The sequence below is a fragment of the Pseudomonas sp. PA-4-8C genome (assembly GCF_021606625.1).
GTDB lineage: Bacteria > Pseudomonadota > Gammaproteobacteria > Pseudomonadales > Pseudomonadaceae > Aquipseudomonas > Aquipseudomonas lactis.
The window spans coordinates 1-14,226 of record NZ_WKCD01000130.1; the positions used below are offsets into that span (position 1 = coordinate 1).

Annotated in this window: 9 protein-coding genes and 1 pseudogene; 3 read left to right on the forward strand and 7 right to left on the reverse strand. The window is 61.3% G+C overall.

The window, feature by feature from the left end:
* Positions 1–1,916 (reverse strand): annotated as a pseudogene (locus GIW04_RS18545) (hypothetical protein); the annotation flags it as partial.
* A gap of 288 nt (positions 1,917–2,204) precedes the next feature.
* Here GIW04_RS18545 and GIW04_RS18550 point away from each other — a divergent pair.
* The gene (locus GIW04_RS18550) at positions 2,205–5,291 is read left to right on the forward strand and encodes a transglycosylase domain-containing protein (RefSeq protein WP_034134328.1); all 3,087 of its coding nucleotides are present in this window, start codon (positions 2,205–2,207) and stop codon (positions 5,289–5,291) included.
* A gap of 52 nt (positions 5,292–5,343) precedes the next feature.
* On the opposite strand, the gene GIW04_RS18555 is transcribed toward GIW04_RS18550, so the two are convergent.
* The 6 genes from GIW04_RS18555 to GIW04_RS18580 form a co-directional block, all read right to left on the reverse strand.
* Complete coding sequence (locus tag GIW04_RS18555; protein WP_094774879.1) at positions 5,344–6,588, reverse strand: hypothetical protein; 1,245 nt, start codon at positions 6,586–6,588, stop codon at positions 5,344–5,346.
* Positions 6,589–6,631: 43 nt separating this feature from the next.
* Positions 6,632–7,114, reverse strand: coding sequence for a CS1 type fimbrial major subunit (locus GIW04_RS18560; protein ID WP_003188892.1), 483 nt, complete (start codon positions 7,112–7,114; stop codon positions 6,632–6,634).
* Positions 7,115–7,119: 5 nt separating this feature from the next.
* Positions 7,120–7,878, reverse strand: coding sequence for a pilus assembly protein (locus GIW04_RS18565; protein ID WP_094774878.1), 759 nt, complete (start codon positions 7,876–7,878; stop codon positions 7,120–7,122).
* Between the two features lie 60 nt (positions 7,879–7,938).
* Entirely contained in the window at positions 7,939–9,162 is a 1,224-nt protein-coding gene (locus GIW04_RS18570) for a hypothetical protein (RefSeq protein WP_232964738.1), read from the reverse strand.
* Between the two features lie 47 nt (positions 9,163–9,209).
* A complete protein-coding gene (locus tag GIW04_RS18575) occupies positions 9,210–11,732 on the reverse strand; it encodes a CS1-pili formation C-terminal domain-containing protein (RefSeq protein WP_120248716.1) in 2,523 nt (840 codons plus the stop codon).
* Between the two features lie 114 nt (positions 11,733–11,846).
* On the reverse strand, positions 11,847–12,344 hold the full coding sequence (locus GIW04_RS18580; protein WP_003188887.1) for a CS1 type fimbrial major subunit: 498 nt from the start codon (positions 12,342–12,344) through the stop codon (positions 11,847–11,849).
* 493 nt (positions 12,345–12,837) lie between these two features.
* On the opposite strand from GIW04_RS18580, the gene GIW04_RS18585 reads away from it, so the two are divergent.
* Together GIW04_RS18585 and GIW04_RS18590 are read left to right on the forward strand one after the other, a co-directional pair.
* Complete coding sequence (locus GIW04_RS18585; protein WP_003188886.1) at positions 12,838–13,347, forward strand: PadR family transcriptional regulator; 510 nt, start codon at positions 12,838–12,840, stop codon at positions 13,345–13,347.
* On the forward strand, positions 13,344–14,111 hold the full coding sequence (locus GIW04_RS18590; protein WP_236479106.1) for a siderophore-interacting protein: 768 nt from the start codon (positions 13,344–13,346) through the stop codon (positions 14,109–14,111). The genes GIW04_RS18585 and GIW04_RS18590 overlap by 4 nt, the downstream gene beginning before the upstream one ends.
* The last annotated feature ends 115 nt before the right edge of the window (positions 14,112–14,226 follow it).

Consider the following 14,226-nt stretch of genomic DNA (forward strand, 5'->3'; position numbering starts at 1 on the left):
GCGGTGAATTCATCGCCAGGCAGGAAATGGCGGATATGCGGTTCGTTAAAACCACCCTGGGCATACACCGCTTGCCGAGCCGGGGCCAGCCACGCCAGTACCTGCTCCTGCAAGGCACCCGAGGCCTTGATCGCGTCAAGCAGTGCCTCGATGGAGGTAAACGCCTGCAACGTCGGCGTCAGCAAAGGTCGGTACAACAGGTGTACGCCAACGCTCTTATCCCGAGGCCCGATGATGAACTGGTTGGTCACCTCGTCCGTCACCGCACCGGGCGCGGCCTTGAACGCCAGCGGCCACACGGCCATGGCCTGGCCTTGCACCTTGCGTTCAGCAGCCGAGGCTTGCAACGCGGCGTGCACACATTGAAAGCCGGCTTCGGTCAGGCCCTGTTCGGCCTTGATCTTCAACGCCAGCGCCAGCATCGGCAGTTGAACCCGCAACTGGGCCTGGAACAACTGCAAACGGCGCGCCGACTCTTGCGGGTCATCCAGCAGCTTTTCCTTCAGCATGTCCGGGTAGGCCTGGCCCACGTCGGCCTTGGTCACACAGCGTTGGAGCAGGCTGTAGGTCAGCCACTTGGGAGCTTTGGCGCCCTTGAGAGTGATGTCGCTGGCGGTGTGGGGAAAGCCGGCCAGGTTTTCCAGGGCCAACTCGGTCAAGGTCAGGGTGACCGGGTCTACTTCCCCGGCGATAAAGCCTCCCGGCACCGGGACGGCGGCGGCAACGACCCGATTGAATGTCAGTTGGATATCTTGCGCGCGCAGCTTCTGGGCAGCGGGCTCAGTGCGCAGACAGGTTTGCAAGGCGTTGTCGGCAAACTGCCGGATCGAGTCAATGCCGTCCAGAAAGTGCTGGCCGTTGCTGAGCTGGCGGGCCAGCACCAGGTTCTGGAGCAGGCGCGCATAGGCGATGCTGTCGGTATCGTCGGCCTGGACAAGCCAGTTTGGCATTGCGCTGCGCAGGGTCTGTTGCAAGGGAGCCAGGCTGGCAACGAACCAGCGACGTGGGTCGGTGATATGGTCCAACAGCCTCTGGTGCTGCCCCGGCAACAGGGGTTGGTGGCGGTCGATGCTGTCGATGTCGCGTAACTGCTGCGCCAGGTAACTGGCCGCCAGGGCGTCGAAGGGATCGCCCTCAACGTCCTGGGCAAACCATTGGCCTACCGCACCATAGGCCGGTAATAGCGCGGCGACGTCGTCCAGGCGGGCTAGCGGGTGGATACCACTGGCGGGGCTGAACATCAGGGTTTGTTGCCCATGGCTGAGCACCAGCACGGGCAGCATCTGCGGCCCATCCCGGCCTGGCTGGTACAAGGCACGAACGCGCAGGGCGTCACCATGAGCATTCCATTGTCGATCCGGCCGCACAGGGTGCAGCAGGTGCCTGGGGAACAGCGTGGCAAATTGCGCCTCGCTCAGGCCAGGGGGTTTGGGTGAGTCGTAGAGCAAGGCCAGCAGGTCGTCCGAGAGGTAACCCCAGCGCGTCATGTCCACCGGCAATGCTTCACGCCACCAGGCTTGCAGGCGTTGCGCATAGGCGCCGAGCAAGAGCGCGCCGCAGCGGTTGATCAGCGGCTCGAGTTGCGCAAGGGTCGGCCCGCCCGGCTCGAAGATCTCTCGACGCCGCTGCACGACCTTATGAAAGTCCGGCACCAGCAGCGTGGGTTTCGCGCTGGCGAGCCGCTGCACCACACGTTCGGCCAGGGACTGGTAAGCCAGCGTGCCGTCGCTGTCATTGGCGGTGCCGATGTAGATCAGGCCGGCTTGCCATATGCCGGTACCCAGGTGCTGGTCCAAGTAAGCCTGGGCGCTGTCTTGCGCGACTAACGGCAATGAGGGCGGTTCGCCAAACAGGGTTTCGATTTGCTCGAGGGTGGTTTGGCGGGGTGAGTCTGCTGAGGTATCGGGAGGTGTCATGAGGGGCTCGGTATGCGGTTAAACCGCAGACGCTACTGGCTGGTGCAGAACTGGCGGCTGTAAACAGTTAGCGCTGCTTGGGGCAACCCCAAATGCCTGCCCTTCGTAGGAGCGAGCTTGCTCGCGAAAAACTCACAGGCGCCGCGCTCATTCAGGAAGCACTCGTTATCGTTGACGGTTTTCGCGAGCAAGCTCGCTCCTACATTTGGATTTGTCCCCTCCTGACCGACAAACTGCGTCTACGCTTCAGACAAGTCCGATCAATCTGTAGGAATGGATCAATCGACTATGGGCGCTCTGCAGCACACTGATCCCCCCCAGGCTGACCTCGACCCCGACAGCCCGTCACCAGCGCCTTTGCCGAAAAAAACCAGACCCTGGCGTCGCGTGGGCTGGTTGATTGCGTTGATGGCCTTGATCGCTCTGGGTTTCGCCGCGCACCGGGAGGCGCAGACCTCACGCTGGCAGGCTCGTATATTCAGCGAGTGGGCGGCGAAGCTGACCTACCGGGTGGCCCCCGGCGCCAGCGATGCACTGGTGTACCCCGGCGCGGGCCCCTTCGATCAGCGCCTGGGCTACAGCGCACTGGGCGAGTTCCTGCCGCGTTTGCTCAAGCGCAACTACATGATCGAGTCCCAGGCGCGCTTTTCCAAGGCGTTGATGGACTACAGCCGTCACGGCTTGTTTATCCCCTACGCTGAGAAGATCCAGGCCGGCTTGACCATAACCGATTGCCGCGCGGCGCCGCTGTATCAATTCAACTACCCGACCCAGCTGTACGCCCGCTTCGATGACATTCCCCCGCTGATGATCCACAGCCTGCTGTTTATCGAAAACCGTGCACTGCTCGATCCCGAACCGGCGCAAGCCAACCCCGCCGTGGACTGGCCGCGCTTCGCCAAAGCTGCTTGGTCGCAAGTGGCGCGCCAGTTGCACCTGCCGGGGCAAGCGGCAGGCGGCAGCACCCTGGCCACCCAGCTGGAAAAGTACCGCCACTCGCCCGACGGCCTGACCCTGTCGGGCAGCGAGAAAATCCGCCAGATGCTCTCCGCCAGCGTGCGCGCTTACCAGCATGGCCCCGATACGCTTGCGGCGCGGCGCAACATAGTGCGTGATTACCTCAACAGCGTGCCCCTGTCGGCCGTGCCGGGCCACGGCGAAGTGCATGGCATGGCCGAAGGGTTGCGGGTGTGGTACGGCGCCGATTTCGCCCAGGTCAACCGCGCGCTTCAGGATACCGCCACCACACCGGCCAGCCTGGCGGCACGGGGCTTGGCATTACGTGAGGTGTTGTCGTTGATGATCGCCCAGCGCCGCCCTTCCCATTACCTGGCCAACGGTCGCGACGAACTCAAGCAACTTACCGACAGCCACCTGCGGCTGCTGGCGCAGAACGCGGTAATCGACCCGACGTTGCTCAAGGCTGCACTGGCCGCGCGCGTCACTTATCGCGACTGGCTGCAGCAGCCCACACTGCAACCGATCGACAGCAACAAAGGCGTCAGCGTAGCCCGCAGCCGCCTGGCGGCCCTGCTCAACCGGCCGCTGTACGATCTCGACCGCCTTGACCTCGCGGCCACCAGCACCTTGCAGGCCGAACTGCAAAACCAGGTGACCGGTTACCTCAAGCAACTGGCCGACCCGGCATTCGCGGGCAACATCGGCCTGCTCGGCGAACGCCTGCTGACGCCCGCCAGCACGCCGCAAGTGCGCTACAGTTTTACCCTGTTCGAACGCACCGCCGACGGATCACGGGTGCGGGTGCAAACCGACAACACCGACCAGCCCTTCGATATCAACGAAGGCAGCAAGCTGGAACTGGGTTCCACCGCCAAGTTGCGGGTGCTCACCACTTACTTGCAAATCATCAGCGAACTGCATGATCGCTACGCCACACAAACCCCAGCAGCGTTGAAAAAGGCCGACATCGCCGAGCAAGACCGGCTCAGTCGCTGGGCCGTCGATTACTTGCTGCAGGCTTCGGACAAATCCCTGGCGACCATGCTTGAGGCCGCCCTGGACCGCACCTATTCGGCCAGCCCCAACGAAGGGTTTTTCACCGGCGGCGGGATGCATTATTTCCATAATTTTCGCAACGAAGACAACGGCCGCAGCCCCACATTGCGTGACGCGCTGCGCGAGTCGATCAACCTGCCGTTCATTCGCCTCATGCGCGACCTGACGCGCTACGTCACCTATGCCGGCGCCAACAACAGTGCGCAATTGCTCAAGGATGACGGCGACCCGCGCCGCCAGGAATACCTGGCCCGGTTTGCCGACCGCGAAGGCACCACCTTCCTGCTCAAGTTCTGGAAGAAGTACCAGAAAAAAGACACCCAGGCGCGCCTGGAAACCTTCCTCGACAGCCTGCACCCCACCGCGATTCGCTTGGCGGCCGTACATCGCTACCTGTTTCCTGAAGCAAACCAGGACACCTTCAACCGCTTCGTGCGCTCCCACCTGACCGGCGTAAAAACCACCGCAGCCCTCAGCGACGAGCGCCTGCAACGCCTGTACAAGGACTACGGCCCCGGCACCTACGACCTGCCCGACCAAGGCTATATCGCCAAGGTCCACCCCCTGGACCTGTGGTTGCTCGGTTACCTGCTCAACCACCCGCAGGCCACCTTCAGCGAAGTGGTCAAGGCCAGCCAGTTCGAACGCCAGGAGGTGTACAGCTGGCTGTTCAAGAGCCGTCATCAAGGCGCGCGCGACAGCCGTATCCGCACCATGCTCGAAGTCGAAGCCTTCCTGGATATTCATCAGCGCTGGCAAGCGGTGGGGTATCCGTTCGATCACCTGGTACCGTCGCTGGCTACCGCCATCGGCAGTTCGGGAGACCGCCCCGCCGCGCTCGCGGAACTGATGGGCATCATCCTCAACGACGGCGTGCGCGGCAAAGTGCTGCGCATCGACAGCCTGCACTTTGCCGCCGGCACCCCTTACGACACCCGTGTGGTCAACACGCCCGACCCCGGCAAACGGGTGATGCCGTCCGAAGTTGCCAGCGCCTTGCGCGGGGCGTTGTCGCGAGTGGTGGACGCTGGCACGGCCAAACGCGTGTCGGGCAGTTTCACCCAGGCCGACGGCACGCCAATGGCCATGGGCGGCAAGACCGGCACGGGCGATAACCGCATCCAGGCAATGGGTGCCGGTGGGCGCTTGATCAGTTCCAAGGCGATCAACCGCACCGCCACTTTTGTGTTTTTTATCGGCGACCACCACTTCGGCACACTCACCGCCTTTGTGCCCGGCAGTTCGGCGCAAGGCTTCAAATTCACCTCGGCGTTGCCGGTGCAAGTGCTCAAAGGCATGGCGCCGTTGTTGATGCCTTATCTGCAAGGGTCGGGTGAGGTGATGTGTGGTGGTTCCTGATTGGGTGGCGTGCCAGCCACTGAAGTCGTTGGCCGCCCAACCGCTTTCAAACCTAGACCTCCGAATCCCAGATCACCGTGACCACGCCCGTGTAGGTGCTACCGGGCTGCTTGAGCATTTCCTTCACGTCGTCCCGCTCCACGGTAAAGTGCAGGCTCGCGGGGCGGTTGTTGACGTAATAGCCGGGTTGGAACAGCTCGGTGCCGCTGCCGTCCAGGCGCAAAGGCAGCTTGTTCACGGCCTGGCCGTACTGGTCTTGCAAGCCATAAGGCAAGGTCACCCCGACCTGCAGCGGCACCTCGTCGCCCGCGCCGTTGCGCAGACCGCAGGTGTTGCCGATGGCCAGGCTGCATTCGAGCTGCATCTTGAAACGTCCGCTGGAAGAGATCACGAAAGTCTGGTCACGGAACAGCCGCGCCGGTTGCCGCCCACGATTGAGCCAGGCTTGCCAGCCGCCTTCGGGCAGCAATTCGATGCGGTTACCTCCCGGTGGCAGGTCCACCTTGAGGTTGTGCTCTACCGACAGGGTGAAGTTGAAGGTCAACACGTTGTCGTTGGGTATCATCACATCACCCAGGTCAAAATCCCCGCCCGGCCCGATGCTGTACGTGACCGAACCCCGATATTCACCACTGGCCATGCCCAGCGGGTTGGGGGTCTTGAGTTCATAGCCATACTCGACGGGGTTATACCTCATCCGCGGAATAGGCAAGCTGGGGACCACATTGCACGCACCCGCATTTTCCGGAATGGTCCAGAAGTACAACGCGTAAGTGATGGCCGCCGCAATGTAGCCGACGCCCCGGCAATCTCCCATACCGTAACGCCAGGGATAATCCCAGGAGTTTCCATCACGGGACCACACCCCCACCCGCGCGCCACCACCCAGGCTCCATCGGCCACCGAAGCCGGCGATGCGCATCTGCACCGTTTCAAGTTCGCCAGTAGCGACATGAGTTACCTGCACGTCGCGCCAGGCAGAGGGCACCTTGAAGTACGCGCCTTTACGCGGGTCTTCATGGTTCGCCTCGATGGGCGCGATCGAGTCGAACGCCAACGCGTCGGTACGAATACTGAAGGTGTTGAGTGACTCGCAAAGCGCCGGCACATGCCAGGCACAGATGCCACTGTGGGGGGTGGTGTTCTGGAATTTATTGACCATCGGGTTGGTCGGGTCAGGGCGAAACACCGCCGAGATGTTTTGCTCCAGCGCCTGCACCGGCAGGCTCGCCCAGCTGAGGCCCAGCGCCAGCGCACAAGGCCCCAGCCATTTTTTTGTAACGGTGAACAGTCGCATAATCGCTCCGTATCGCGGGCCCACAAGGTTTCACTCGCCAGGCTTATGGCGCGGGAAAATCGAACATCAAGTGCACCGTGCCGTAATACTCGCCACCGCGGTAACCGTCAGGTGGTTCGATAGCGGCAATCTCCAGTTCGGCGCGGCGCCCCGGGCGCGCCTCCTCGGCACTGAGTACCTGCGTGGCATCCAGGGTCAACGGCACCCGATTGAACAACACCTGCAACTCGATACGGTTGCGCCCGCTCAGCAAGTACGGGGTGTCGCCCAGGCGGGCGGTCACGCCACCGTTGATGTTCTTGACGTCGAAGTTCTTGCGCAGGCGGCCAAGCCGCGCCGTCGCCAGGTCCCACGCCAGCACTTGGTCATGCCCCATCCAATCCGGCTCGGAAGGCAGCACATAGGCCTCTTCGATCGGGATGGTCACCGACACATCGAAGCTGTGGCGTTCCTGGAACGCCTGCGCCGGCTCGCCCAGGAACACAGGGGTCATCAGTACCGCCAGTGCCGTCAGTTGCTTGAACATTGTCATCACCCGTTGCTGTTGACCGTCATCGGTTTTTTGTCGCGGCCTTCGATCAGCTGGAAACTGAACTGGCGCTCGGGCTTTTTCTCGAACACCAGCTGACGGCCGGGCAGGATGTGGTGCTTGGTGGTGGCTTCACAGTCGGTTTTCTTCGCCACCGAACAGTCCCGGAACTCATCGAGCACCACCACGCTGTTGCCGGCATTGCGCAAGGTGTACTGGCTGGTGGTCTGGCTGATCTGCGTGTCGAAACGGGTGTTCTGTGGGCGCACGAAAAACACCGTGCCATAACCGGCCATGACGTTGACCCCGGCGGCCAGCGCGTCCTTGTACTCGGCCCGCTCTTCATCGGTGACAGCAAAGTCGTCTTCTTTTTCCGGCACCACCGGGATGAAGCGCACACGGAAGTAACGTTCCGTGTCGCGCTGGCCCATGTACAGCAAGCGGGTGCCCTGACGCCCGCCCGCCGGCACGATCAGCCGCGCCGGGCTGGCCATCAGGCCGTCACGGTTGGTGGCGCCGCCCTTGGCGTCAGTCATCGAAGTAATCGGCACTTCCTTGGAGGTGCCGTCGGCGTTGTAGACGATTTCCAGCACATTGACCTTGATGAATGCGGTACTGGTGCCGCCGTTATAGACACGCTTGAGGTAGGAACTGCGATCGCCCTCCAGGTAGTCGTACACCACCCCCACGTTGATCGCCGGCCCCGCCTGAGCGGACAACGACAACAGCAACAGCCCGACCGATAACACTGCTTGTTTCATGTTTGATTACGCCTCATTGATTGAACCCAGCCCAGCGGCTGATGTGCGGTAGATGCCTGCCTAGACTTCCGAATCCCAGATCACCGTGACCACGCCGGTGTAGGTGCTGCCCGGTTGTTTGAGCATTTCCTTCACGTCGTCTCGCTCCACGGCAAAGTGCAGGCTGGCGGGGCGGCTGTTCACGTAGTGGCCGGGCTGAAACAGCTCAGTGCCGGAACCGTCCAGGCGCAAGGGCAGCTTGCTCACGGCCTGGCCGTACTGGTCGCGCAAGCCAAATGGCAGGGTCACGCCGACCTGCAGCGGCACCTCGTCGCCGTCCCCGTTGCGCAGCCCGCAGGTGTTGCCGATGGCCAGGCTGCATTCGAGCTGCATCTTGAAACGGGTACTGGCCGAGATGACGAAGGTCTGGTCGCGGAACAGCTTCGAAGGTTGCCGCCCGCGATTGAGCCAGGCTTGCCAGCCGCCTTCGGGCAACAGCTCGATACGGTTGCCTCCGGGGGGCAGGTCAACCTTGAGGTTGTGCTCCACTCGAAGGTCGAAGTTGAAGGTCAGCACATCATCGTTTGGCCGGTAAATGTCACCAAAATCGAAATCCTGGTGCGGCCCGACCCCGTAAGTAATCGACCCTCTGTATTGCCCAGCATCCATGTCCAGGGGGTTAGGTGTCCTCAGTTCATATGTGTACTCAAGCATGCTGAAACTGGAGGAGGGAACATTGAACGGCGTCACTAGATTGCACGCACCGCCACCTTCCGGTACCAGCCAGAACCACAGCCGCAACGTGGGGGCCGCCGCCCACATGCCGGTGTATTGGCAGGGGGAAGGTGGATGCGTCCAGTTGGCGGGTAATGAACTCCACGCATGCACGCCCGGAGGGTTGGTTGTATTGAAACGGCTGCCAATACCCGAGATACGCATCTCGACGGTTTTGCGGTCGCCCTTGGGTGATATCACCTCGAAACTGCGCCACTCGGAGGGGACCTTGAACATCAAGCCTTGACGCGGATCCGCATGGTTGGCCTCTATCGGGCCGGTGGCGACAAAGTTGATATCCCAGGTGCGGATACTGAAAATCCCCAATGCTTCACACCGTGCCGGCATATGCCCAGGGCATACCCCGCTCTGCGGGGTGGTATTGGTGAACCTGTTCACCATGGGATTGCTAGGGTCCGGTCGGAACTCAGCGGTAATGTCTTGCGTGGCCGCAAGGCCCCACGGGGTGAACGAACCCAACGAAGCGGCCAATACGACAGCGCGCCACATTGTGTTGCCAGGCTTGTTCATGCTGATCAACTCGTTGCTGCGAACGCATGCTGTTCTGGGTAAAAAATTCATCCGGCCGCCTCTGACGCATGGGCGACTTCGGCCAACGTATCCGGCGTGCAGCGCAAGTCGCCGATCATCAGCACGTCGCTTTCGCTTGGCGCCTTGCTGGGGTCCAGACGGAACTGGCACAACAGCTGGTTCTGGTAGCGCACTTGCAGGGTGGGTGAGCTGGAACTCATTTCCATGGAGAAGAACCCATCTACTTCGCTGACCCCACGGCTGGCGTGATTGATCACGTGGTGGCCGCGCAGAGGTGTGCCGTGTTCATCCAGCAAGCGGCCCAGCACGGTGACGGTTTTCATCACCGTGACTTTGCGGTAGTCCACACCGCCCTTGTTCAGGTGGTAGCTGGAGCGCGCCGGCTGGATATTGGCCGCCGGTGGGTGGTTGCCTTCAAAGTCGAAGGCCACGCTGCTGCTCTTGTAGGCCGACACCGGCACATAATTGCGCCCGGGCCGCAACAGGGTGCTGCCGCCGCCCAGGTCATCGGCGCGCAAGGCGATCTCGTCGAGGTCGGTTTCCACGTCGATGATCATGCCGGCACCGTTGCCCTGGTACTGGCTGCTCAGCAATACCTTGCCGGCACCGGCCACCAGGGTGCTGTTGAGGTTCAGGCCACCGCTGAAGTCGCCGTTGAAGGAACTGCGCTGCACGAAGCCGTCACCGCTGATCGCGTCGGTATTGAAACTGGCCATGCCCGACAGGCCGACGCCATAGGTGTCGGTGATCGCCGTGGCCGAGACGCTTTGCAGGAAGTGGTCGGTCAGGTCTTGGCGCAAGGTCACCGAGGCGTTGTTGTCACGCCCGCCGTCACGGGCGGTGCGGGTGCCGATGCTGCCGGAGATCTGCCGGCCATCGCGGCCCAGGTTCATGCTGACACTTACGTCTACACCACGATTGCGCGCGTCGTTGGTACCCGAGGTACCGGGCCGGTCGAACACCGAGAAGCGCCAGTTGGCATCGCTGCCGAACAGCTTGTCATGACGGCTCCAACCCAGGTCGATACCGGCGCCCTCGACATTGCCTTCGCTGTGGGACAGGCGCATGTTCAGGGTGTTTTTCGCATCGAGCCGGTGGTTGACCGACAGCGCCGTGTTGCTGGCCTCGCCCACGAAGGTATTGCGGCGCAGGCGGGTGCCGTCCGGCAGGGTTTCGTAGGTGTCGCGGGTGTCGAGCCAGCTGCGCGTGTGGCTGAACACCAGGTTGGTGGCGCCCAAGGTGTAGAGCGCTTGCAGGTCCATGCCGGTGCCGTGGTCCTGGGTCTGGTACAGGTTGGTGTAGAGACTGGTGTTGTTGGCCACCGTCCAGTCCACCGAACCGCCGTACTGCAGTTGTTCACGCACCTGGCGTGCCGACAGGCCGAGGATCACCCGTGGGTGCAACAGGTAGTTGATGGACGCGCCCGCAGTCATCGCGCCAGAGGCTTGTTCGTCCCAATTGCTGAACAGCTTGGTCTCGCGCCCGGCAAACAGGTTGTAGCGCCACGGGTCTTCGGCGTTGCGCCAGTTGCTGGGTTTGTACACCAACTCCTGGGTGGTGCTGGTGGTCAGGCCGTCTTCCACCAGGCGCACTTCCACTTCATAGATACCGCCGGGCAATGGCCGGGTGTCCAGGGTTTGCAGGCCGGCTGCCACGGCTTGGGTGTTGATCAACAGACCGTTGCGGTAAATCTCCACCGCCGCCTGGCGGTTGGCGGTGACATAGATCGGGTACACGCTGGGCTTGGCATTGTTGATGGCCAAGCTGTCGGAACTCCCGTACATCAGGCCCAGCGCTGTGTCAGGGCTGGCACCGAAGCTGCGCAGTTGGCGGGTCAGGCCGTCGGAATTGGGGGTGAAATGACCCAGGCGAAAAAATTGCCCTTCCATTTCCCGCTGGGTGTACAGCTCATGGATCGCGTGGCGCATCTGTTCGTTATCGCCACTCTGTCGCGCCAGTTGCAGGTTGAACACCTGGCTCCAGTTGCCAATGCTGGAACTGGCCTGCAGCCCGTAGCGACCGCCCAGTTTGTTGTCCTGGCCACCGTTGAGGTTGAGCTGGTTGTTGATGATCAACCCCAGGCTGCCGTCTTCCGGTTGCTGGTAAAAGCGCGGTGCATCGTCATTGAGCTCGACATTCTGAGTGATGATCGCCAACTGGGAGTTTTCCAGGTTGTAGAACGCCGAGAGCATTTTTTCCGGACAGGATTGGGTACAGGCACCCAGCGCCACGCCCATTTCCAGCAGGGCTTGCCAGGTGTCGCGGGTGGCGGCCGGGACCTTGCTGTCACCGGTGTCGGTGAACTCGAGCAGGGTGACGCGATCATCCCGGGTCAACACAATCAGCGCCTCGCCCAGCAACTGCTGGTCAAGGTCTACACGTACCGCCAGCGGCACGTCGAAAAAGTGATCGGCAAAACCGGCGGGCAAGCCTTGGGCCTGACTCAGCAGATTGCCGGTAGTCAAAGCGCCCGAGGCAGCAGGTGCGGCCAGGGCACTCGTACACATCAACAGCGCAAGCGCCGTCGCGATAGGCGTCATCGGAAACATGAACGGAACACTCTGAATGCCAAAAGACTGGAAAAAACCAGGCCGGCGGACCGAGGAGGAAAGTCAGCCGACCTGCAAGTAAATGCCCGTGTTCAACGGGCATTCATTGGCACATCAAAGCGTTGGCAATACCGCGTCGAATACCACCGGCATCACCGCGGTGTAGGAACCGCGCTGAGTAGCCGAAGGCTTGGCCGCGACGATGCGCATTTCAGCGCCAATACCTGGGGTGGAGTCGGCTTCATTGACCACTTCCTGCGGAGAGCCGGTCAGGGTCACGCCATTGAGGGTGGTGGTCAGCGCGATGTTCTGCGCGGCATCACCGTTGAACAGCACAGCCGGGCCGCCTTCGATGTAGGCGTGAACCGAACCGTTGGTGTTCTTGATGTCGTAGATGGCGCTCAGGGGAGCCAACTCACCGCTGACCAGGTTGTAGGTCATGGTTTCGTCACGACCCCAGTTCGGATCACGCGGCTGGGCGTGGAACACGGTGGTCGGGATGTTTGCCTTGAGGTTGACGGTGTGGCTGGCTTCACCGGCAGCGATAGCCGTTACCGAGGAAGATAGCGCCAGAACGGCCAGGGGAACAGCGACAGCAAACTTCTTGAACATGGTCAATACCTGTAGTTGACAACATTGAATGGTTCATTGCCAAGGAGGTCCCTAACAACGAATTAGCAGGCGTAGTTAGTTGAACTACGCACTGCAAGACAATGATCAAGCCAAACTAAAAGCAGGTATGCAGGTACATTCCAAAACTCACGTAGCCCTTGTAAACAGGGCTTGAGCGAAAAAGATGGCATTTCGCCAAAACTTTAAAAGTATCCGTAGGAAATAAGCTACACGCTAAAAATGTGCTAAAGAAGTTGCTGTAAGAAGCGTACCACAAGACTAAGCAGCGCCTGGCAAATAACAAGTTCAGATATAAATTCGAGCTACAACTCTAATTAAAGTTATAGCTCTAAAATCCAATCAGGTCCAATAGTTGTTAGTTGCTTCGCGGACCAAGCCTGTGCAACCGCCAACGACCGTTGGTCGCCAGGTACTATCCTTAGCATTAAGATATATCTTACGTTATATCTAAACCTGCACAGAGGACCTGCCCATGAAACACGAACATCGCGGCGAGTTTGAAAAACGCGGCGGTCGCGGCCCACGGGTGTTCGCCCCTGGCGACCTGAAGCTGCTGCTGTTGTCACTGATCGCCGAGCAACCTTGCCATGGCTACGACCTGATCCGCCGCATCGAGGGCCTGTTCGACGGTGCCTACAGTCCCAGCCCCGGCGTGATCTACCCCACCCTGACCTTTCTTGAAGAGAGCGAGCTGATCAGCGGCGACGCCGATGGCGGAAAAAAACGCTACACAATCACCGACCCCGGTCGTCTCTTCTTAAGCGAGCAAGCCGTTGCCCTGGACGGTGTGCGCATGCGCCTGGATGTCAGCAAGCGCTCGCTGCGTGGCCACGACCGCCCACCGCAAATCCATGAAGCGGTGCACAACCTGCGCCACGCCTTGCATTCGCACAACGGGCACTGGAGCCCGGAAGAAATCATTCGTGTCGCGGCGCTGCTCAATCGCACCGCCCAAGCCATTGCCGACGGGACAGACCAATGAACACACAAACCATTCATCGCGTAACCCACGAAATCAAACGCCGCCGCCTGCAAGTATTGCGGGTGGTCGATCTCACCCCGCGCATGCGCCGCGTCACCCTGGGCGGGCCGGAATTGGCGGGCTTTATCAGCCTGGGCAGCGACGACCACATCAAGCTGTTGTTCCCGCAGAACGCCCAAGAACAAGCCGCGCTGGAAAGCCCGACGTTCAACATCAAGGGCGACGGCCCGCAACCGGCGATGCGCGATTACACGCCGAGGCGTTACGACCTGAGCAAAGGCGAGCTGGATATCGACTTCGTGCTGCACGGCGATGGCCCTGCCTCCACCTGGGCCGAGCAGGTTCAGGTCGGCCAGCACCTGTATATCGGTGGGCCACGTGGCTCGATGATCGTGCCGGATATCTTCGACAGCTACTTGCTGATTGGCGATGAAACGGCGATCCCGGCCATCGCTCGGCGCCTGGAAGAATTGCCCGCGGGGCGCAAGGTGCTGGCGGTGATTGAAATCGCGGATGCGGCGGAACAGCAGGTGCTGGTCAGCGCGGCCGACGTGGAGGTGATCTGGGTGCTGCGCGGCCAGGATGACCTGCTCGATGTGGTGCGCAACCTGACGCTGCCCAGCGGCACGCTGTACAGCTTCGTCGCCACCGAAACCAAGCTGTCGCGCCAGGTACGGCGGGGGCTGCTGGACACGCACAAGGGCAAAGAGGAGGAACTCAAGGGTGTGGGGTACTGGGGGGGTGGGGGGAGCGGAGGAGAATAAAAAAAGGGGGGGGTGGCTTGCCTGCGGTGGAAGCAACTCGGGTTTTCAGTTTAAACGAGGGGGTGCTATTGCAGCATAAGGATTTACAACATTTTTTTGCTGGAGGAGCAAGAGC